The organism is Actinoallomurus acaciae, from assembly GCF_042429965.1.
GTDB classification, from domain to species: Bacteria; Actinomycetota; Actinomycetes; order Streptosporangiales; family Streptosporangiaceae; genus Actinoallomurus; species Actinoallomurus acaciae.
The window spans coordinates 1-20,318 of record NZ_JBHLZP010000121.1 but is presented as its reverse complement, the minus strand read 5'-3'; the positions used below and the strand labels follow the sequence as shown (position 1 = coordinate 20,318).

At 71.4% G+C, this 20,318-nt stretch carries 16 protein-coding genes and 3 pseudogenes; 11 read left to right on the top strand and 8 right to left on the bottom strand.

The features are described 5' to 3' along the window. Window positions 1-5: 5 nt before the first annotated feature. The 4 genes and pseudogenes from ACFFNX_RS18075 to ACFFNX_RS18060 all read left to right on the top strand — a co-directional run bounded on the left by ACFFNX_RS18075 (window position 6) and on the right by ACFFNX_RS18060 (window position 6,981). Window positions 6-977, top strand: coding sequence for a beta-ketoacyl reductase (locus ACFFNX_RS18075; protein WP_378203037.1), 972 nt, complete (start codon window positions 6-8; stop codon window positions 975-977). A gap of 22 nt (window positions 978-999) precedes the next feature. Next, window positions 1,000-1,800 (top strand): annotated as a pseudogene (locus ACFFNX_RS18070) (beta-ketoacyl synthase N-terminal-like domain-containing protein); the annotation flags it as partial. Between the two features lie 88 nt (window positions 1,801-1,888). Then, window positions 1,889-5,581, top strand: coding sequence for a type I polyketide synthase (locus ACFFNX_RS18065; protein ID WP_378203021.1), 3,693 nt, complete (start codon window positions 1,889-1,891; stop codon window positions 5,579-5,581). A gap of 152 nt (window positions 5,582-5,733) precedes the next feature. Continuing rightward, window positions 5,734-6,981, top strand: coding sequence for a phospholipase D-like domain-containing protein (locus ACFFNX_RS18060; RefSeq protein ID WP_378203018.1), 1,248 nt, complete (start codon window positions 5,734-5,736; stop codon window positions 6,979-6,981). 35 nt (window positions 6,982-7,016) lie between these two features. Here the strand turns inward: ACFFNX_RS18060 and ACFFNX_RS18055 are convergent, their stop codons facing one another. Next, window positions 7,017-7,817 (bottom strand): SDR family NAD(P)-dependent oxidoreductase, encoded by an 801-nt coding sequence (locus ACFFNX_RS18055; protein WP_378203015.1) that lies wholly within the window; start codon window positions 7,815-7,817, stop codon window positions 7,017-7,019. A gap of 95 nt (window positions 7,818-7,912) precedes the next feature. Next, entirely contained in the window at window positions 7,913-8,320 is a 408-nt protein-coding gene (locus ACFFNX_RS18050; protein ID WP_378203012.1) for an STAS domain-containing protein, read from the bottom strand. A 411-nt stretch (window positions 8,321-8,731) separates the two neighbouring features. On the opposite strand from ACFFNX_RS18050, the gene ACFFNX_RS18045 reads away from it, so the two are divergent. Next, on the top strand, window positions 8,732-9,412 hold the full coding sequence (locus ACFFNX_RS18045) for a FadR/GntR family transcriptional regulator (RefSeq protein WP_378203009.1): 681 nt from the start codon (window positions 8,732-8,734) through the stop codon (window positions 9,410-9,412). Between the two features lie 16 nt (window positions 9,413-9,428). On the opposite strand, the gene crcB is transcribed toward ACFFNX_RS18045, so the two are convergent. Genes crcB through ACFFNX_RS18030 form a run of 3 tightly spaced genes read right to left on the bottom strand, consistent with a single transcriptional unit; the run spans window position 9,429 to window position 10,629 of the window. After that, on the bottom strand, window positions 9,429-9,806 hold the full coding sequence (gene crcB / locus ACFFNX_RS18040; RefSeq protein WP_378203006.1) for a fluoride efflux transporter CrcB: 378 nt from the start codon (window positions 9,804-9,806) through the stop codon (window positions 9,429-9,431). After that, the gene (locus tag ACFFNX_RS18035; RefSeq protein ID WP_378203003.1) at window positions 9,803-10,150 is read right to left on the bottom strand and encodes a DUF190 domain-containing protein; all 348 of its coding nucleotides are present in this window, start codon (window positions 10,148-10,150) and stop codon (window positions 9,803-9,805) included. The genes crcB and ACFFNX_RS18035 overlap by 4 nt, the downstream gene beginning before the upstream one ends. After that, window positions 10,147-10,629 carry a fluoride efflux transporter FluC gene (locus tag ACFFNX_RS18030; RefSeq protein ID WP_378203001.1) on the bottom strand — a complete coding sequence of 161 codons (483 nt, stop codon included), beginning with the start codon at window positions 10,627-10,629 and terminating at the stop codon, window positions 10,147-10,149. Before ACFFNX_RS18030 ends, ACFFNX_RS18035 begins: the two co-directional genes overlap by 4 nt. A gap of 384 nt (window positions 10,630-11,013) precedes the next feature. Between ACFFNX_RS18030 and ACFFNX_RS18025 the strand changes: the two genes are divergently transcribed. Beyond that, a complete protein-coding gene (locus ACFFNX_RS18025; protein ID WP_378202998.1) occupies window positions 11,014-12,219 on the top strand; it encodes a cytochrome P450 in 1,206 nt (401 codons plus the stop codon). A 4-nt stretch (window positions 12,220-12,223) separates the two neighbouring features. Here ACFFNX_RS18025 and ACFFNX_RS18020 read toward each other — a convergent pair. The 3 genes and pseudogenes from ACFFNX_RS18020 to ACFFNX_RS18010 form a co-directional block, all read right to left on the bottom strand. Next, window positions 12,224-12,874: pseudogene (locus ACFFNX_RS18020) on the bottom strand (aldo/keto reductase); the annotation flags it as partial. A 109-nt stretch (window positions 12,875-12,983) separates the two neighbouring features. Next, window positions 12,984-13,184, bottom strand: a pseudogene (locus tag ACFFNX_RS18015) (aldo/keto reductase); the annotation flags it as partial. Between the two features lie 8 nt (window positions 13,185-13,192). Next, window positions 13,193-14,410 carry a cytochrome P450 gene (locus ACFFNX_RS18010; RefSeq protein WP_378202995.1) on the bottom strand — a complete coding sequence of 406 codons (1,218 nt, stop codon included), beginning with the start codon at window positions 14,408-14,410 and terminating at the stop codon, window positions 13,193-13,195. Window positions 14,411-14,676: 266 nt separating this feature from the next. On the opposite strand from ACFFNX_RS18010, the gene ACFFNX_RS18005 reads away from it, so the two are divergent. From ACFFNX_RS18005 to ACFFNX_RS17985, 5 genes are all read left to right on the top strand, one after another. Continuing rightward, window positions 14,677-16,206, top strand: coding sequence for an FAD-dependent monooxygenase (locus ACFFNX_RS18005; protein WP_378202992.1), 1,530 nt, complete (start codon window positions 14,677-14,679; stop codon window positions 16,204-16,206). A gap of 44 nt (window positions 16,207-16,250) precedes the next feature. Then, a complete protein-coding gene (locus ACFFNX_RS18000; protein ID WP_378202989.1) occupies window positions 16,251-17,123 on the top strand; it encodes a phytanoyl-CoA dioxygenase family protein in 873 nt (290 codons plus the stop codon). Between the two features lie 42 nt (window positions 17,124-17,165). Beyond that, window positions 17,166-18,215, top strand: a complete 1,050-nt coding sequence (locus ACFFNX_RS17995) for a ketoacyl-ACP synthase III family protein (protein ID WP_378202986.1) — start codon at window positions 17,166-17,168, stop codon at window positions 18,213-18,215. 41 nt (window positions 18,216-18,256) lie between these two features. Beyond that, window positions 18,257-19,318: a ketoacyl-ACP synthase III family protein gene (locus tag ACFFNX_RS17990; protein WP_378202983.1), complete on the top strand. Its 1,062-nt coding sequence runs from the start codon at window positions 18,257-18,259 to the stop codon at window positions 19,316-19,318. Further along, window positions 19,318-20,318: beta-ketoacyl [acyl carrier protein] synthase domain-containing protein (locus ACFFNX_RS17985; protein ID WP_378202981.1), on the top strand; the 1,001-nt coding region annotated here is incomplete at its 3' end. The genes ACFFNX_RS17990 and ACFFNX_RS17985, both read left to right, overlap by 1 nt.

The following is a 20,318-nucleotide window of genomic DNA, read 5'->3' as shown; positions in this document are numbered from 1 at the left end:
ACACCATCGACACCATCCCCGCCGAACACCCCCTCACCGCCGTCATCCACACCGCCGGCATCCTCGACGACGCCACGCTCACCTCCCTCACCCCCCGGCAGCTCCACACCGTCTTCGCGCCCAAGGCCCGGGCAGCGCTGAACCTGCACGAACTGACCACCGGCCTCGACCTGGCCGCATTCGTCCTCTACTCCTCCGCCGCCGGAATCATGGGCAACCCCGGCCAGGCCAACTACGCAGCCGCCAACACCCTCCTCGACGCCCTCGCCTGCCACCGCACAAACCACGGAGAACCCGCCACCTCCATCGCCTGGGGCATGTGGACCGGCGGCATGAGCGCCCACCTCCAACGAAGACCTCGCCCGCCTCGCCCGCAACGGCGCCCTCCCCCTCGACGCCGACACCGGCATGCGCCTTTTCGACATCGCCCGCTCCACGGACGATCCCCAGCTCATGGTCTCCCTCACCGACACCACCAAGCTCCGCGGCCTGGCCGCCGCCGGGCAACTCGCCCCGCTCTGGCGCAACCTCGTCCACGTCGCCGGCCGCCCCACCGCCGACAGCGACACCAATGCCGCCCCCATCGAGCAGCGACTCACCGGACTGACCGCCCAGGAACAACACCACCTGCTCCTGACCCTCGCCCGAACTCACACCGCCACGGTCCTCGCCCACGACAGCGCGAACGACATCGACCCCGACACCGGCTTCTCGACCTCGGCCTCGACTCACTCACCGCCCTCGAACTCCGCAACCGACTCGCCACCGCCACCGGCCTCCAACTCCCCGCGACCCTCATCTTCGACCACCCCACCCCCACCGTCCTCGCCGAATACCTCCGGACCAGGATCGCTCCGGATACCGCCGCCGAACCGGCCGGCAACGGCGAGGTGGATGCCGCCGGCGGCGACACCGCGATCGATTCGATGAGCGTCGATGACCTGATCCGCCTTGTTCACAGCGAAGACCGGAATTGATCCCGAGAGCGGAGAGCTGACGATGGCCGACACCGACCAGGTTGTACGGGCTTTGCGGAGTTCGGTGAAGGAGGCCGAGCGGCTGCGGCGTGAGGTGCGGCGCTTAGAGGAGGCCGACGCGCGGTCGCGGGAGCCGGTCGCGGTGGTGGGAATGGCGTGCCGGTACCCGGGCGGCGTGGCCTCCCCCGAAGACCTGTGGCAGGTCGTCTCCGACGGCGTCGACACCGTGTCGGAACTCCCGGCCGACCGTGGATGGGACCCGGAGGAGATCTACGACCCCGACCCGGACCACGCGGGGACCTCCTACGTACGCGAAGGCGGGTTCATCACCGGAGTCGCCGACTTCGACGCGGAGTTCTTCGGGATCACCCCCCGCGAGGCACTCGCGATGGACCCGCAGCAACGGCTGCTCCTGGAGGTCTCCTGGGAGCTGTTCGAACGCTCCGGAGTGGACCCGGCCCTGCTGCGCGGCACCCGTACCGGGGTGTTCGTCGGCGCCAACGGCTCGGAGTACGTCCCCAGCGTCGGCAGCGCCCCGCAGGACATCGAGGGATACGTGTTCACCGGCAACATGCCGAGTGTGGCCTCGGGCCGGCTGGCGTACGTGTTCGGGCTGGAGGGCCCGGCCGTCACCGTGGACACCGCGTGCTCCTCCTCCCTGGTCGCGATCCACCTGGCCTGCCAGTCCCTGCGTACGGGAGACTGCTCGCTCGCGATGGCCGGTGGAGTGACGGTCATGGGGTCCTCCGCGATCTTCGTCGAGCTGTCGCGGCAGCGAGCCCTGTCACCGGACGGGCGGTGCAAGGCGTTCTCCGCCACCGCCGACGGGTTCGGGCCCTCCGAAGGAGTCGGACTCGTACTGCTGGAGCGCCTGTCGGACGCCCACCGCAACGGCCATCCCGTCCTGGCCGTTGGCCGTCATCCGCGGCAGCGCCGTCAACCAGGACGGAGCCAGCAGCGGACTCACCGCACCCAGCGGCCCCTCACAGGAGCGGGTGATCCGAGCGGCGCTGGCCAACGCGGGACTGCGACCCGAGGAGATCGACGCCGTCGAGGCACACGGCACCGGCACCGCCCTCGGCGACCCCATCGAAGCCCAAGCCCTCATCACCACCTACGGACAACAACGCCGCCACCAACCCCTCTGGATCGGCTCGGTCAAATCCAACATCGCCCACACCGCCAGCGCCGCCGGAATCGCCGGCCTGATCAAAATGATCATGGCAATGCGCCACGGAATCCTCCCCAAAACCCTCCACGCCGACGAGCCCTCACCCCACATCGACTGGAACGCCGGAATATCCCTCCTGACCAGTGCCATGCCCTGGCCACAAGACACTCGTCCCCGACGCGCCGGAGTCTCCTCCTTCGGCATCTCCGGAACCAACGCCCACCTCATCCTCGAACACACCCCCGCTCCCACGCCGTCCATCGCCGCGAGCCCCGGACCGACACCCTGGATCCTGTCCGCACGCAACCCCGCCGCCCTCGACCAACAAATCACCCAGATCCGCGACTACGCCGACACCCACCCCCACATCAGCCCAGAACGCATCGGCGCCGCACTCGCCACCCGGCCGCTCCTCCCCCACCGCGCCGTCATCACTCCCGACCCGGATGGCCCGGACCTGCGCGGCACCGCACGAAGCGGCCAGGTGGTGTTCGTCTTCCCCGGGCAGGGATGGCAGTGGTCCGGGATGGGCCTGGAGCTGATGGACCGCTTCCCCGCCTTCGACCGGCGGATGCGGGAATGCGATGAGGTGCTGAGACCCATTGCCGGGTGGTCGGTCATCGAGGCGCTGCGGGCCGATCTGTCCGAGCGTGCCGATCTGGTGCAGCCGGTGATGTTCGCGGTGATGGTGTCGCTGGCCGAGGCCTGGCGATCCCTGGGCGTCGAGCCCGCCGCGGTCGTCGGCCATTCCCAGGGTGAGATCGCGGCCGCCTGCGTCGCCGGCGCCCTGTCCCTGGAGGACGCCGCGCGCGTCAGTGTGCTGCGCGGCCGGCTGCTGCGCGACCTGGCGGGCAGCGGCGGGATGGTCTCCGTCGGCATGAGCCGCGTCGACGTGGAGGCGCTGCTGGACAAGCGCCTGACGGTGGCGGCCGTCAACAGCCCCGGCTCGGTCGTGGTGTCGGGTGACAATGACGCCTTGCGCGAGCTGACCGAGAAGTGCGCGGCGGCGGGAGTGCGGGCCAAGCGCGTACTGGTCGACTACGCGTCGCACTCGCCGAGCATGGACGTCCTCGAAGAGCGCATCGTAGGTGACCTGTCCGGGATAGAGCCGGGGTCGGCGCGGGCCGGTTTCTGCTCGTCGGTGACCGGCGAGATGACCGACCCGGCGGCCCTCGGACCGGAGTACTGGTACCGGAACCTGCGGGAGCCGGTCGAGTTCGAGACCGCGGTGCGGACGCTGATGAGCCGAGGCTACGGAACGTTCATCGAGGTCGGCGCGCATCCGGTGCTCACCGTTCCGCTGGAGGAGATCTTCGAGACGACGCCGGACGCTCATTGCACGGCGGTGGGCACCCTGCGCCGCGGCCGCAGGGACGCCGGGCAGCTGCTCGACAGCGCCGCGCAGGCGTGGACCCACGGCGTACCGGTGGACTGGCGTCCCTGGTTCTCCGGGGCGGTCACCGAGGGCATCGACCTGCCCTCCTACCCCTTCCAGCGGCGGCGTTTCTGGGTCGACAGGGTCATCCGGGACACGGCCGGACCGCAGGACCGGTTCTGGGACGCGGTGAACCGGCAGGACGCCGATGGGCTCGCGGCGCTCCTGGAAGCGGAGGGGGCGGCGAAGGAGACCGTGACAGCGGTGCTGCCGATGCTGTCGGCCTGGTCACGGCGACGCGGTCGGGCGGCGCTGATCGACTCGTTGTGCTACCGGGTCGTCTGGACGGACGTTCCCTGGCAGCCGAAGGCCGTGGACGGTACCTGGCTGGTGGTGGTGCCGGAGATCGAGCACCCCTGGATCTCCGGTTGCGTGGAGGCTCTGTCCGAACACGGCGCCGACGTCCGTACGGTCACCATCGATCAGGTGGGCTCGCAGGCCGACGGCCGGCTCGGCGGGGTGCTGTCCCTGCTCGCGCTCGACGAGTCCGCGAGCGCACGGCAGCCGCTGGTCACGAAGGGCGCGGCGGACACCCTCCGGCTGATCAGAGCACTCGACGAGGCCGCGGTGGACACCCGTATCTGGTTCGTCACCTGCGGCGCCGTGACGGCGGGCGAAGCTCTCGCGGCCCCCCTTCAGGCCCAGATCCTGGGGCTCAGCCACACCCTTGCCGCGGAGGCGCCGGAACGCTGGGGAGGGCAGATCGACCTGCCGCCGGACCCGCCCGGCGAGAGGTCGCGTGCGATGCTGTGCGCCGCGCTCGGCGCGGACGAGACCCAGCTGGCCGTACGCGCCGGCGGCCTGTCCGCGCGGCGGCTGGTACGCGCGCCGCTGAAGGACACCCCGCGGTCTCGCTCATGGCGGCCGACCGGGACGATCCTCGTGACCGGAGGCACCGGGGCGCTCGGCGCGCATGTCGCACGGTGGCTGGCCCGGCAGGGCGCACGCGACCTCATCCTCCTGAGCAGGCGAGGACCGTCCGCTCCCGGCGCCGGCGAACTGCGCGCCGAACTCACCGACCTCGGCGCGGAGGTGACCGTGCTCGCCGGTGACGCGGCCGACCGCGAGGCGATGACGGACGTCTTCGACCGGTACGACCCGAGCGCGGTCTTCCACACGGCCGGCGTGGTGGACAGCGCGCCGCTCCGTTCACTGACCCTTGAGCAGGTCGACGCGGTCCTGCGTCCCAAACTCGCCGCCGCCCGCACCCTGCACGAGGTCAGCAAGGACCGCGACCTATCGGCGTTCGTCCTCTTCTCCTCCATCGCGAGCATCCTGCCGAACACGACGGACGGCAACTACGCCGCGGCCAATGCCTGCCTCGACGCCCTGGCCGAGGTGCGCCGCGCCCAGGGGCTGCCCGCCACGTCGGTCAACTGGGGCGCGTGGAGCGGAGGCGGCATGGCCGACGACACCCTCGCGGCCTGGCTCCGCGAGGCGGGCATGAGCCTGTTGCCGCCGGACCTGGCCACGTCGGCGCTCGGACACATACTCGACCGGGACGAGACCCAGGCCGTGGTCCTCGATGTCGACTGGGAGAAGTTCGCGGCGTTCACCGGCAGCAGGCCCCTGCCACTGATCGGGGACCTGCCCGAGTTCCGCGCGCCGGCCGGGCCGCAGGCACCCGGCGGCGAGGCGGCGGTTCCCGTCGCGGTTCAGTGGTCCGAGCGTGAGCTGCTGCGGCTCGTCTGCGCCACCGCCGCCGCGGTCGCCGGCTACGACCCCGAGGCCATCGAGGCCGACCGGCCGCTGCGCGAGATCGGGTTCGACTCGCTCACGGGCGTGGAACTGCGAAACCGCCTCAACAAGGCCACCGGCCTGCGGCTGCCCGCCACGCTGGTCTTCAACCACCCCACGCCGCAGGAGATCGCCCGTCACCTCCTGGGCCGGCTCAACGGCGATGACGACGGAAGGGAGACGCCGGCGGAGCCGCCCGCCCTGGACGAGCTGACGAGCGACGAGAAGATCTTCGAGTTCATCGACCGGGAACTCGGCTGAGCGGCGGGTTCGAGGCGGCCGGGCCCGTTGTTGCCAGGCGACCTGTGTTGACTGAATTTTACTTGCTGTTAAGGTCCGAGTGGATTGCCCTGGTAAGGGGTGTTGCCCTTACTGTCCGTCTAGGTGGAGTCGCGGCGGTTTGAGGGGAATGCATGACCGATTGGAAGAGGCGCAGCATCGCACTGATCGCCAGTGCCGGCCTCGTGACCACGGGCCTCGGCTATTGGGGCACCGGCGAGGCCGACGCGGCGTTCGCGCCCCGGCCCGGGGCGATTTTCAATGACCCGGAGGGCGGTCGCATCCGGCAGTACGCCATCATGCAGCAGATCGAGGACAATATCGCCGCCGCCCCCAAGGGGTCGGTCATCCGGGTCGCGGTCTTCAGCATGGACCTGGACGAGGTCGCCGACGCTCTGATCGCCGCGCACAAACGCGGTGTTCACGTGAAGGTCCTGATGGACCAGCACGCGAAGAACGGCCTCTGGAACCGCCTGGTCGCCGCGCTGGGCAGCAAGGTCAGCACCAAGAGCGCGAGCAGTTACGCGGTCCTGTGTTACGGCGGGTGCATGGCGCACCATTACTCGGGCGGCAAGCCGGTGTCCTGGCTGCACACCAAGTTCTTCCTGTTCTCCGGCGGCGGCACGCCGACCGTGACGCTGACGAGCGCCAACCCCACGGCCGTACAGGCCGAGGTGACCTGGAACAACAGCTACACCGTCGTCGGCAACAGCGGCCTGTACAACGCGTACGTGAAGAACTTCACCGACATGTCCAAAGGCGCGGCGGGAACCCACCGGACAAACTACTACTGGACGTACGGGTCCAATCCCAAGTCGTACTACTGGCCGAAGGCGAGCGGGGCCAGTGACACGATCCTGGGCATGCTGAAGCTCGTCACCTGCTCGAAGACCTATCCCACCCAGGTCCGCATCGCGATGTACCAGTGGAGCGACAACCGGATCGCGGTCGCGAAACAACTCGCGACCATGGCGTCCAAAGGCTGCAAGGTCTCCGTCATCTACACCAAGGACCAGGTCACCTCGGGCGTCCGGTCGACGCTGGCCAAATCCAAGGTCGACGTGCGGGACACGACTCAGGGCACGAACTCCGACGGCTACGCCTCGTATTACACGCACAACAAGTATCTGCTTATCAACGGCCGCTACAACGGCGTCAGCGGGCGAAAAATCGTCATGACCGGCTCGGCGAATTACACGGCGAACGGGCTTTACCACAATGACGAGTCGGACATGAAGCTGACGAGCTCCAGCGCGTACGCCGCCTATCTGGGCAACTTCAACGAGGAGATCGCCGCCCTCTCGGCCGCCACGGCGAAACAGCGCGCCCTGGGCCGGTTGCCCACCATCCCGATCGACCCGATCCAGGCCGAGGACAGCTGACGCCACCCGCGGAAGGCATCGTCGCCGGTCCCGGCTCAGGGCCCGTCGTTCCTGGCGCGCAGCCAGTGCTCGAACTCGGCGGCGACGATGCGCTCGTCATGGACGCCGGCCGCGTCGCCGGACGCCAGCCAGACGATTGGCGGACCCATCACCGCGGGGTCCAGGAACCTCCGGCCGCCGGGCACGGCGTCCTGGGGCAGCATCCCCGTGACCGTCGCGCCCCCGGGCAGGAGCAGGTTGACCGTGACGCCCGTGTCCCGCAGGTCGGCGGCCATGATCCGGGACAGCGCCTCGCTGCCGGCGCGCGACGGTCCGTAGGGGACGAACCCGGCGCGGCGCATGGTCGAATCGCTCACCGAGATGTTGACGATGCGGCCGCCGCCGGCGGCCAGCATCCGCGGCGCGACCTCGCGCGCCACCAGGAAGTAGCCGGTCAGGTTGGTCTCGATCACCGCGCGGAAGCCGTCCGCCGGGACCTCCCAGAAGCCCTGCGGGTGCGTCATGAAGCGCGGGTTGACCGTCCGCATGCCGATCCCGGCGTTGTTGACCAGCATGTCGATGCCGCCGAGTCGCGACCACGCCTGGTCGACCGCCCTGGCCACCGACGACTCGTCGCGTACGTCCATCGCGATGCCGACCGCCTCTGGCAGGTCGGCGGCCACCGAGCTCGCGCGCCCGCCGGATCTGCCGGTCAGCGCGACCTTCGCTCCGGCCTCGGCCAGCGCGGAGGCCATGGCGCGGCCCAACCCGCTCGTTCCGCCGGTCACCAGCGCCTTCATCGGAATGTCCCGCGAACGGTCGTCGGCCGGGGCCTTCCGCCCTCGTGAAGAACTCATGAGCCACGACGCTAAGTTCTAGAGCGCGCTCGAAGTCAATTCACCGCCGGAGGACGAGCCCGCTCACTCGGTTCGTCCACCCGGGCGCGACGAGCTCACCCGACCGCGCTGCGTGCGGCCGGCGACCGGCCGCACCCGTACTCGTCGGCGAGAGCGTGCTCCATGGTCGGATGGACGGAGAGCAGGTTGGTAAGTGTGGTGATGCGCAGGATGCGCAGCAGCGGACCTTCGGGGCAGATCAGGAGAAGCCGCCCCCCGCGCTGCTGGGTCCAGCGATGGGCCCGCACCAGAACGCGCAGGCCGCTGGCGTCACAGAACTCCACCTTCGTCATGTCCAGGATGAGGTCGGCCGACCGGTCGTGGCCGTCGATGACCTCGATCAGATGGTCCTGTAGTTGGGGCGCGGTGGCCAGGTCGATCTCGCCGGCCACCTCCAGCACCGGCCATGGGCCCGTGTGCAGCGATGACGCCGAAAACAGTGGTGGAGTGTAGTCCGCGACCATGAGGTTCCCCCTTCCTCGCCGATGCCGGTGGCCGCCTGCCCGGGCCGGGACATCGCGGTGGGGGAAAGAGTTACCGTCGATGCGATCGCGCCCGGCGTTCCCCGAAGAGAGCGCCGGCCGGTCGTCGGCCCAGGTTTTCTTGGCTGATGTACGGACCGCGAGACGCCCGGGATCGGGCCTGCGGTGATCTTGCTGGATGACGTGGTGTCGATACCACCGGCTCACAACTGTCTACCGCTCCCATGGCCGTGTTGACAAGTCACGGAACACGACCTGTGCGAACAGTGGAATGGCTTGTGACCTGTGCAAACGCATGAGACATCATCGCGTGGCGGCCCGCACGCGGTCCATCCGGGCCGTACGCCAAGTCCTCAGACCTCTGTTGTCTGTGTGCTACCGTCCCCTGCGGAGGTGGCGAGGGTGGTGGAACTGCGGCACGGGCCGGTCGTGCCCCAGGTCGAGAGCCTGCTGCGCGAACGGTTGCGCACGGGGTACTGGCGGCCCGGCGACCGGCTGCCCAACGAGGTGCGGCTCGCCGCCGACCTGGGCGTGGGCCGCTCCTCGGTGCGCGAGGCCGTACGCCTGCTCGCCCGCGAAGGGCTGCTCGACGTACGGCACGGCTCGGGCACCTTCGTCGCGACGGCGACACCCGAGCCCGACGACGTCCGCCGGTTGCTACGCGGCGCACGGCCGGATGAGGTCCATGAGGTCCGGCGCGCCCTGGAGGTCGAGGCCGCGCGCCTCGCCGCACAGCGGGCCCGCCCGGAGGACCTCGACCGGCTCCGCGAGGGACTGCACCGGCGGCAGGAGCGGCACCCCGACGACGCGGCCGTCGATGCGGATCTGGAGTTCCACCGCGCGATCGTCGAGGCGTCGGGCAACGCCCTGCTGCTGAGCCTGTTCACCGCCGCGCAACCCCTGCTGCGGGAGACGCTCCTCGACATGGTCCGCCACGAGACCGACCTCCCCGACTTCTCATGCACCCACGCCGACCTTCTCTCCGCGCTGGAGAAGGGTGATCCGGAGGCCGCCGTCACGGCGATCACGGCCACCCTCGAACCGGGCCTCGGCCGTACGCCGACGGCCCGGTGATCGCGGAGGGCGGCGGTCAGGGGGCCCAGAGTGCCTCGGCGATGGCGGTGCCGGCGAAGGCGGCTCCCAGGCCGGCGACGACACTGGCGACGACGTTGGCGGCGGCGAAGAACCGCGCGCCGGTCTCGGCCAGCCGCAGGGTCTCGTACGAGAAGGTGGAGTAGGTGGTCAGGGCTCCGCACAGGCCGGTGCCGAGGAGCAGCTGCACGCCGGCCGGGGCGGCGTGGTACGTGACCGCACCGGCCAGCACGCCCAGGATCAGGCAGCCGGTAATGTTGATCATGAACGTTCCCCAGGGGAAGAGGGCGTCGTGGCGGGCTTGGACGGCCCGGTCGGTGAGGTAGCGCAGAGGTGCCCCGACCATGGCGCCCACGATGACGAGCAGCCAGTTCACCGTGTCTCCTCGCGGCCCGTGTAGCGCAGCACCTCGACCTCGTCCAGCACCACCAGGCCCTCGGTCACCAGTTCGTCCAGCTCGGGCAGGAAATCCCGGATGCGCGGCTCGGCGTCGACGATGATGACGACGATGGGCAGGTCCTCACTCAGCGACAGCAGCCGGCTGGTGTGGATCAGCGACGAGGCCCCGAAACCCTCGTACCCCCGGATGACGGTCGCGCCGGCCAGACCGGCCTTGTGCGCCCGGTGCACGATCTCGGTGAACAGGGGCTTGTGATGCCACCGGTCGCTCTCCCCGATGAAGATCGTCAGGCGTAGCGCCGTGCCGTGAAGGCGTGTCATGACCGTCTCCCTGCGATCAGCCGACGTGTGGTGGCCGCCGTCGTCCACACCGCGCCGAGTGCCACGAACAGCGTCAGCGCGAGGTAGCCCAGGGCGGTACGGGGGCGGCCGGCGTCGATGAGGTGCGTGATGTCGACCGCGTAGGTGGAGAAGGTGGTGAAGCCGCCCAGTACCCCGGTGCCGACGAACGGCCGTACCAGCCGGTGCACCGCCCACCCCTCGGTGATGACCACCATGAACACGCCGATGATCGCGCAACCGAGCGCGTTGATCCCCAGCGTCGTCCACGGAAAGGACCCCGGCGGGGTCGGCCAGATCAGCCCGGCGCCGTAGCGTGCGGCGGAACCGAGCGCGCCGCCGATCGCGACGACGGCCACCACTGGCGCCTGTTCGCGGTTCAGCTCACGTCGTCGCGTGCGCATCGTCAGATCGATGTCAGGGTCGATGGGCTCCTGGACCCGGTTGTCGGGCGCCGTCATGCGTACCGGTCTCCCTACTCGCGAGACGCCCGCCTGAGTGCGCGGGCGTACACCGTCACAAGCAGGGACCGTTGGCGACACCAGTGCCGCGGTTCGGATACGGCAAGCCCCACCGCCGCGCGGAGACCTTTCGGCCCCGCAGAGACCACAGGATACCGGCAACCGATCCCGATGTGAGTGAGCCACCCCCGCCCGCACAGGACCCGCCCGGACGGAAGCCCGTCGCCGCGGCCCGGCCGCCTCCGCGGTCTCCGGGCACGGCTCGCGCCTCCACGGCCTCTGGATACCCACGACTCCGTGACTCCACGCCTCACGCCTCCCTCAACTCTGGACACCGCCCGCGCCGCGGCGGCATCCTGGGACGCGCGCCTAGGGAGAACCGTGATGAGCACTTCCGAGCAGGACATGGTCGCTCCACCCGGCTTCCCGATGGAGCGGACCTGCCCGTTCGCTCCGCCGGACGAATATCGGCGGATGCGCGCCGCCGGGCCCCTCGTCCGCGCCACGCTTCCCAACGGCGTGCCGGTCTGGGCGGTCACCCGTCACGCCGAGGCGCGGCAGATCCTCAGCGACCCCCGGATCAGCTCGAACACCGGGCGGCCCGAACGGCCGCGGGGGCCCGACGACGATCGGCCCGACGAGGGGTTCTTCGTCGACATGGATCCCCCGGAGCACGGCCGGTACCGGCGGTTGCTGATCTCCGAGCTGGGGGCCCGTCCGGTGGCCGCCATGCGGCCGCGCATCCAGCGCATCGTCGACGCGGCCATCGACGCGATGCTGGAGGCCGGGCCGCCCGCCGACCTCGTCGAGTCGTTCGCCCGCCCGGTTCCGGCGCGCGTCGTCTGCGAGCTGCTCGGCGTCCCGGCCGGTGATCGCGAGTTCTTCGAGTCGCGGCTCCGGATGCTGTCGGTGATGAGCCTCGACCCGCGGGCGCCCCAGGCGTCCCGGGACCTCCGCGGCCATCTGCGCGAGCTCATCCGCCGCGCCGAGCGCGAACCGCAAGACGGCCTCATCGGACGGCTGGCCGCCCGGCACCTGCCCACCGGGGAGCTGACCGTCGACGCTCTGATCAACATGGGGTTCCTGCTGCTGCTCGCGGGCTACGAGTCACCGGTGAACATGATCTCGCTGGGCGTGGTGACGCTCCTGGAGCACCCGGCGCAGCTCGCCGCGTTGCGCGCCGATCCGGGCCTGCTGCCGGGTGCGGCCGAGGAGCTGCTGCGGTTCCACTCGGTGCAGGACTGGGTCAGCTTCGACCGGGCGGCGGCGGACGACCTCGACATCGGCGGTGTACGGGTCCGGGCCGGCGACCGGCTGACGGTGCTGGCCGCGTCCGCCAACCGTGACGAGCGGGCGTTCGAGAACCCCGACGCGTTCGACGTCCGCCGGTCCGCGCACCACCATCTCGCCTTCGGCCACGGCGTGCACCAGTGCGTCGGCCACAACCTCGCCCGCGCCGAGCTGGAGATCGCCTACGGCACCCTGCTGACCCGGATACCGACATTGCGCCTGGCGGCCCCGCTCGACGCGTTGCCCTTCGCCTACGACTCCGGGCTGTTCGGGCTGCACGCGATGCCCGTCACCTGGTAGGGCATCAGTCGAGCGGCACCAGCGCGGCGATCTCGGCCAGCTCCCCGGCGGTCGGTTCCCAGTCGCCGGCGGCGACGTTGGCCCGGACCTGTTCCGGGCGGGTCGCACCGGCGATCACGGACCCACAGCCGGGCAGCGCGGCCAGCGCGCCGATGGCCACGTCCAGGAGCGACCGGCCGTGCTTCTCGGCCCAGGACGTCAGCGCCTCCACCCGGTCCAGCCTCTCCGGCGTGACGAGGTGCGAGCGCTCCGCGAGCCGGGTTCCGGCCGGCGGCTCCTGCCCGCGGCGCACCTTGCCCGTCAGCAGGCCGTGGGCCAGGGGGAAGTACGGGAGCACGCCGACCCCGTAGTGCAGGGCCGCCGGCACCACCTCGCGCTCGGCGCCCCGCTCCAGCAGCGACCAGTGGTTCTGCGCCGACACGAACGACGCACATCCTCGCTCGCGGGCCACGTGCGCGGCCTCGGCGATCTGCCAGCCGCCGAAGTTCGAGCTGCCGATGTAGCGCACCTTGCCCTCACGCACCAGCTCGGTCAGCGCGTCGAGGGTCTCCTCGACCGGGGTGACGCCGTCGGGGAAGTGGTACTGGTACAGGTCGATGTGGTCGGTACGCAGACGGCGCAGCGACCCCTCCACGGCCCGCCGGATGTACGACCGGCCGCCGAGCGCTCCGCGCTCCGCGCGCCTCGCCCTGCCCGTAGTCGGGGCGGTTGCCGCGGCTGCCGAACTTGGTGGCCAGCACCACCTGGTCCCGCCGTCCGGCCAGCGCCTCGCCGAGCAGCTCCTCGGAGGCGCCCGCCGGCGCCCCGTACGACTCGGCGGTGTCGAAGAGCGTGACCCCCTCGTCGATCGCCGCGTCCACCACCGCCCTCGTACGGGTGAGGTCGATCCGCCCGCCGATGTTGTTGCAGCCCAGCCCGACCACCGACACCCGAAGGCCCGAGTCGCCCAAGGTCCTGTAACGCATGATCCTCCCTATCCCTCCGCCGGTACGGCGCCCCAGGCGACTCGCAGCCGGTCCACTCCGTACACCGCCATGCGTTCGCGGGTCGGCACCTCGGCCGCCGGAACGGCCAGGCGCAGATCCGCGAAGCGCTCGAAGAGCGCGGTCAGCGCGATGCGGAGCTCGGCACGCGCGAGGTGCTGCCCGAGACACTGGTGGATACCATGCCCGAACGCCAGGTGCCCGGTCGCGGAACGTCCCAGGTCCAGCGTGTCCGGGTCGGGGAAGCGTCCCGGGTCCCGGTTCGCCACCGGCAGCGCCAGCACCACCGTCTCACCCGCCGCGATGACCTGGCCGTCGATCTCGACGTCGGCCAGTGCGGTTCGGCGTACGTCGAACTGGAGGATCGACAGGTACCGCAGCAGCTCCTCGACCGCCCGCTCGGCGAGTTCGGGGTCCGCGGTCAGGCGGGCGCGCTCGGCCGGCTCGGTCAGCAGCACGAACGCCCCGAGCGCGAGCATGCTCGACGTGGGCAGGTGGCCGGTGGCCAGCAGCACCATCCCGAGGTTGGTGAGTTCGTCGTCGCTCAGGTCGCCGGTCGCCACGGCGTGCGCCAGCAGCCCCTCCTCCGGCGAGGTGGGACCGGCGCGCAGGCGCGCGAGGAGGCCCCGCACCGTCCCTGTGATCGACATCACGGCCTCGACCGCCGCCTCCGGGGTCGACTCCAGGTCGTTCATCACGGCGGTCGCCGCCTGGATCGCGTGCCGGTCCTCCGCCGGCACTCCCAGCAGCTCGCAGATCACCAGCGCCGGAACCGGCGTCGCGAACGAGCCGACGAGGTCGGCGGGCGACCCGCCGTTCGCCATGTCGTCGAGCGCTTCCGCGGTGTACCGGCGGATCGCGGGCGTCAGCTCGGCGACGCGCCGGGGCCCGAAGTGGCGGCTCAGCAGGCGGCGGAACCGGGTGTGCTCGGGCGGGTCCATGTGCGGGAAGATGCCCGGCTCCGCCGGTGTGGGCCGCTCGTGCGCGCGCTCGTGGCCGACCGGCTGGTGCAGCAGCTCGCGCCGGGTGCTGAAGCGCGGATCCGCCAGGATGGCCCGGGTGACGGAGTACCCGGTGGCCACCCAGCCGACGTGCCCGTCGGGGTAGGCCAGCCGGCTGAGCGGGGCACGCCTCCGCAGCTCGACGGGTGGATCGAAGGGGGTGGGCCGGTCGGTCTCCAAGGGCTCGGGCATCCGACCGTCGCTCATCCGGCAACCTCCCGCCCGGGTACCGGGCAGCGCCCGGCACGCCAATGATCGTCAGCGCCGAAGATTATGCATGACGAATCGAAAAAATGACACCACTAGCCATTTCTGAACCGTCCGATTAGCATCGGCGCTAACCGAACGGACACATGCGTCAACGCGCAGAGTGCGCAAATGCTGCCAGCCTGTGATTGGCAAGCCGCGGCTCTTCAGCAGTCTCCCGACGACTCTTCCAGCAGGCTCATTGTTAATTCCCAGCAGAGGTGTTAATGGCTTTTCGGGATGCACAGGTCGCTGTTGTCGGCGGTGGGCCGGTGGGCCTCATGCTCGCGTGCGAGGTGGCGCTCCACGATGTTCCGGTGGTGGTGCTCGAACGACTGCCCGAGATCGAGTGGCGTCCGAAGGCCGAGGGCATCACCGGGCGGGCCGTCGACATCATGGACCGCCGCGGTCTCATGACGGGGGTCGCCGAGACGCCCATCACGCCGCCGACCGCCGAGCAGCGGGCCCGCATCTCCGCAGGTGAGAAACGCCCGGACAGCCTGCACCCCAAGGCGTTCCCGGGTGCGCGGCACTTCGCCGCCATGTTCCTGCTCCGCCCGGAGTCCCCCGACCTGCTGGTGCCCCAGCAACTGCTGGAGGAGGACCTGGGGCGGCGCGCGGCGGACCTCGGCGTCGAGGTGCGGCGCGGCCACACCGTCACCGGATTCACCCAGGACGATGACGGGGTCCGTCTCGACGTCGACGGTCCGGACGGGCCCTACCGGCTGGAGACGGAATGGCTCGCCGGCTGCGACGGCGGCCGGAGCACGGTCCGCAAGCTGTCCGGCATCGCCTTTCCCGGAACGGACGGCATCACGACCGGTTACCGCGCCTTCGCCGAGATCGACGACCACGACTTTCACCTGCCCGGATGGTTCCGCAAGGACGCCGGTCTCCTCGTGTACGAGGAGGGGCCGCCCCGGTTCATCACCCTCGAATTCGACGGCCCACCGGAGAATCGGGACGCGCCCATCACGCCCGAGGAGTTTCAGGGGGCGCTGCGCCGGCTGAGCGGCACCAAGGTCACGGTCACCGAGGTCCAGAAGATCACCCGGTTCACCGACAACGCGCGGCAGGCCGAGACGTACCGCAGCGGGCGCGTGCTGCTCGTCGGCGACGCGGCGCACGTCCACTCGCACTGGAGCGGTCCAGGGCTGCGGCTCGGGCTGGGCGACGCCGTCAACGTCGGCTGGAAGCTCGCCGCGGTCGCGCGAGGCCGATGCGGGGAGGACCTGCTGGACACCTACACCTCCGAGCGGCATCCGATCGGCGCACAGACCCTGGAGATCCAGCGCGCCTCCATCGCGTTGATGCGGCCCGGGCCCCACGTCGACGCGCTGCGCCGGGTGTTCACCGAACTGCTGCTCCGCGATGAGGCGAACCGGCAGCTCACCGCCCTGGTCGACGACCTGCACATCGGCTACGACATGGGCGACCCGTCGCTCACCGGTCCGCTGGTCGGGCGCTACAGCCCGGACCTGCTGCTGCGGCGCCCCGGCGGCACCGTACGGGTCGCGGAACTGCAACGCACCGGGCGGCCCCTGCTGCTCGACCTCGCCGCCGGACCCGGGCTGCGGGCGCTCGCCGAGCCCTGGTCCGACCGGGTCGACGTGGTCACCGCCGAATGCGACGACGCCCCGGCGGACGCCCTGCTGATCCGGCCGGACGGCTTCGTCGCCTGGAGCACGCCCGCCGACCCGGCGTCGCTCCCGGACGCCCTCACCCGCTGGTTCGGCCCGCCGGCCCGGACCGCCTGACCACCTGAGAGACCACGAAAGCCCGTACGCTCCCGGAGGCCGGAGTGAGTGACCCCATGCTGACCACCCTGCCCGCGACGAGCCCGGTCGACGAGGCGATCGACGTGGTCGACCGCGACGGAGCAGTGATCATCGAGGACTTCGTCGACGCCGGCACGCTCCGCGGCCTGTGGGACGACCTGAACCCGGACCTGGAACGCCAGGCGGACGGCGACGGACGCCTGGTCGGCGAGAAGACCCGGATCCTGCCGGGGCTCGTACGCCGGAGCGCCCGGTCGGTCGCGATCATGCGGCAGCCGCACTTCCTCGGCGCGGCGCGGCACTTCCTGCAGCGCCCGGTGAAGGCCTGGCTGGGCGAACAGCGCGTCGAGCTCGTCCCGACGATCCAGCTGGGCATATCGCGGGCGATCCAGATCTGGCCCGGGGTGCCGCTCCAGGGGCTGCACCGCGACGACACGGCCCACCTTCGTACCCACCCGGGCCCGGAGAGCCGGGTGCAGGTCATGGTCGCCGCGAGCGGGTTCACGGCGCGCAACGGTGCCACCCGCGTGATCCCCGGCAGCCACCGCTGGGACGACGAGCGGGCACCCCGCGACGACGAGGCGACCCCCGCCGAGATGCGGGCCGGCTCCGCGCTGCTGTGGCTCGGCAGCACGTACCACGGCGCCGGCGTCAACGCGTCCGACGCCCCCCGCACCGGCCTGTCGTACGCCTACGACCTCGGCAACCTCCGGCAGGAGGAGAACCAGTACCTGTCCGTACCGCTGGAGGTGGTCCGCGGCTACCCCGAGGACATCCAGCGGCTCCTCGGCTACGAGGCCTGCCCGCCGATGTGCGGGCTGTACGAGCTGAGCGATCCGATGCTGCTGCTCCGCGACGGGTCCGCGGACCCGGCCGCGATGTCCGACGCCCGGTGAGGCCCGAGTCTCAGGCCCCGTCGCCGAAGGAGGGATCGACGGATGCGCACACCCGACCTGTACCTACGCAGTATCGGCGTCCATCTACCACCGGTGGTCAGCATCGAGACGGCCGCCGCCGAGGGCCGCTACCCGGCCGACGAGGTGGAGTACTTCCGTCTCGGCGGTGCGGCGGTGGCCGGTGACGTGCCAGCGCCCGAGCTGGCGCTCCGCGCCGCCCGGCAGGCGTTCGAGCGCTCCGGCGGCCTGTCACCGCGCGACCTGGACCTCATGTTGTACTCCGACGTCTGGCACCAGGGGCCGGAGGGCTGGGAGCCGCAGTACTACCTGCAGCAGCACCTGGTCGGCGGCGACGTGCTGGCCGTCGAGCTGCGGCAGGGATGCTGCGGGCTGTTCAGCGCGCTTCAGCTCAGCGCGCGGTACCTGCGGCCGGGCGGCACCGCGCTGCTGGTCGGCGCCGACAACCACGGCACGCCGCTGGTCGACCGGTGGCGGATGATCGAGGGCGCCGTCATGGGCGACGCCGGGTGCGCGCTGCTGGTCACCACCGACACGGGCTTCGCCGAGCTGCGGTCGATCAACGTCACGGTGCTGCCGGAGGCCGAGGCGGTCAACGACGGCGGCGTGCCGATGTTCCCGCCGGACGCGACCGTGGGCCGGCCGCTGGACTTCGCCGAGCGCAACCGGGAGTTCCGCAAGCGGTTGATCGCCGGGGACGGCGCCCAGGTCATGCTGGCGATCCAGAAGACGCTGCTGGAGCTGGTCGACCGCACGCTCACGGAGGCGGAGATCACGCTCGACGAGGTGGCGCGCGTGGCCTTCCCCCATGGCCGCTGGGACGACCTGGAGCACCGCGGGGTCAACTGGCTCGGGCTGACCATGGCCGACACCACCTGGGACTACGGCGCCCGGATCGGGCACCTCGGGGTGAGCGACCAGTTCGTCGCCCTCGACCACCTGCTGGCGGGCGGGGCGCTGGCCGCCGGCGACCACGTGCTGCTCGTCGGGCTCGGCGCCGGCACCACCATGGCCTGCGCCGTGCTCCGGATCCTCGACGTCCCACGGGACTACGCCTCCGGCGGGCCCGGCTGAGCGACGTGCGCACATCGACTTGGAACGGTCCTGGAGGCGGCATGGAGACGGCGGACATGTACATCAGCGGCGTCGGGACGTACGTGCCCGCGACGGTGGGCGTGGACCACGCCGTGGCGGCGGGCTGGTATCCGGCCGAGGAGGTCGAGCTGCACGGGCTCGCCTCGGTCGCGGTGGCGGGTGACGTCCCGGCGCCGGAGATGGCGTTGCGCGCGGCGCGGAGCGCGGTGGCCCGCAGCGGGCGGTCCCCCACCGAACTGGACCTGCTGCTGTACACCTCGACCTGGCACCAGGGCCCGGAGGGCTGGCCGCCGCAGTCGTACGTGCAGCGCCATCTGGTCGGCGACGGCGTCCTGTCCACCCAGCTCAAACAGGGTTGCAACGGCATGTTCACCGCACTGGAGCTGGCCGCGGGCTACCTGCGGACCGGACGGGCGCGCCGGGCCGCGCTCCTGGTCGCCGCCGACAACTACGGCACTCCGCTGGTGGACCGGTGGCGGATGCTGCCCGGGGCCGTCGCCGGTGACGCCGCCAGCGCCGTCGTGCTCGACACCGAGCCGGGGTTCGCCCGGCTGGGGTCGGTGTGCACGGCCTCCGTGTCGCAGGCCGAGGAGATGCACCGCTGCGCCGAACCGCTGTTCCCGCCCGGCGTCACCGAGGGCCGCACGGTGGACTTCGCCGCGCACAACGACGTGTTCCGGCGGCGCGCGATCGTCGAGGGCGACGGGACCGGGGTGCTGGTGACCCTGGACGAACGGATGGCCGAGGTGATCGACCAGGCCCTGTCCGAGGCCGGGATCAAGGCGGGCGACGTGACCCGGGTGGCGTGCATGAACACCTCCCGGGAGATCGCCGACCAGATCTGCGAGCACCGGCTGGGCATTCCGGGATCCCGGTCGACCTGGGAGTTCGGCCGTACCCTCGGCCACTGCGGGGCCAGCGACCAGATCATCGCCCTGGAGCACCTGGTCCGCCGTGGCGGCCTGGGACCCGGCGACCACCTGCTGATGTTCGCCTACGGACCCGGCGTGACCATCTCGGCCGCCGTCGTGGAAATTCTCGAGTCGCCCGTGTGGTCGCGGACGCGGGGAGGTGATGCGTGATGGACCGGCCGGCGATCGCGGTGATCGGGATCGGCTGCCGCCTGCCTGGTGGGGCCGACTCGGCGGACGCCTACTGGAACCTGCTGCGCGAGGGGCGGGACGCCAGCGGGCCGGCGCCCGCCGACCGCTGGCGGGACTACGCCGACCGCGGCCCGTCGTACGCGGCGGCGGTCCGCCGTACCGTCCCGCGTGGCGGATTCCTGGACGGGGTGGCCGACTTCGACGCGGAGTTCTTCGGGCTCTCGCCGCGCGAGGCCGAGTTGATGGACCCGCAGCAGCGCCTCGTGATGGAGACCGCGTGGGAGGCGCTGGAGCACGCCGGAGTGTCGCCGGACGCGCTGGCCGGCACGGACGCGGGCGTGTACGTCGGCGTCTGCACCGGCGACTACGGGCACCGGCTCCTGGAGGACCTGCCCGACATCGAGGCCTGGACCGGGATCGGCGCCGCGACCTGCGCCGTGGCCAACCGCGTGTCGTACGCGCTGGACCTGCGCGGCCCGAGCATGGCGGTGGACACCGCGTGCTCGGCGTCGCTGGTCGCCGTCCACCTGGCCACGCAGGCGTTGCGGGCCGGAGAGACCGACGTGGCGCTGGCCGGTGGGGTCAACCTCATCCTGTCCCCCGGCGAGACGCTGACCCTGGACGCCGCGGGCACGCTGGCGCCGGACGGGCGGAGCAAGTCGTTCGACGCCGCCGCCGACGGGTACGGACGGGGCGAGGGCGCCGCGGTCGTGGTGCTGAAACGGCTCACCGACGCCGTACGTGACGGGGACCGGATCCTCGCGACCGTCCTCGGCAGCGCGGTCAACCAGGACGGCCGCACCGCGGGCATCATGGCGCCGTGCGGCGGAGCGCAGGAGCACGTGATGCGCCGCGCGCTGCGGCAGGCGGGGGTCGAGCCGGACACGGTCGGCTACGTCGAGGCGCACGGCACCGGCACGGCGGTCGGCGACACCCTCGAAGCCGCCGCGCTGGGCGCGGTGTACGGCGCGGGCCGGCC

What these genes read in the sequence shown, in the direction of transcription:
- ACFFNX_RS18060 (WP_378203018.1), top strand. Translation starts at nt 5,734, where the DNA reads ATGACCGATTGGAAGAGGCGCAGCATCGCACTGATCGCCAGTGCCGGC.
- ACFFNX_RS18055 (WP_378203015.1), bottom strand. Translation starts at nt 7,817, where the DNA reads ATGAGTTCTTCACGAGGGCGGAAGGCCCCGGCCGACGACCGTTCGCGG.
- ACFFNX_RS18050 (WP_378203012.1), bottom strand. Translation starts at nt 8,320, where the DNA reads ATGGTCGCGGACTACACTCCACCACTGTTTTCGGCGTCATCGCTGCAC.
- ACFFNX_RS18035 (WP_378203003.1), bottom strand. Translation starts at nt 10,150, where the DNA reads ATGACACGCCTTCACGGCACGGCGCTACGCCTGACGATCTTCATCGGG.
- ACFFNX_RS18030 (WP_378203001.1), bottom strand. Translation starts at nt 10,629, where the DNA reads ATGACGGCGCCCGACAACCGGGTCCAGGAGCCCATCGACCCTGACATC.
- ACFFNX_RS18025 (WP_378202998.1), top strand. Translation starts at nt 11,014, where the DNA reads ATGAGCACTTCCGAGCAGGACATGGTCGCTCCACCCGGCTTCCCGATG.
- ACFFNX_RS18010 (WP_378202995.1), bottom strand. Translation starts at nt 14,410, where the DNA reads ATGAGCGACGGTCGGATGCCCGAGCCCTTGGAGACCGACCGGCCCACC.
- ACFFNX_RS18005 (WP_378202992.1), top strand. Translation starts at nt 14,677, where the DNA reads ATGGCTTTTCGGGATGCACAGGTCGCTGTTGTCGGCGGTGGGCCGGTG.
- ACFFNX_RS17995 (WP_378202986.1), top strand. Translation starts at nt 17,166, where the DNA reads ATGCGCACACCCGACCTGTACCTACGCAGTATCGGCGTCCATCTACCA.
- ACFFNX_RS17990 (WP_378202983.1), top strand. Translation starts at nt 18,257, where the DNA reads ATGGAGACGGCGGACATGTACATCAGCGGCGTCGGGACGTACGTGCCC.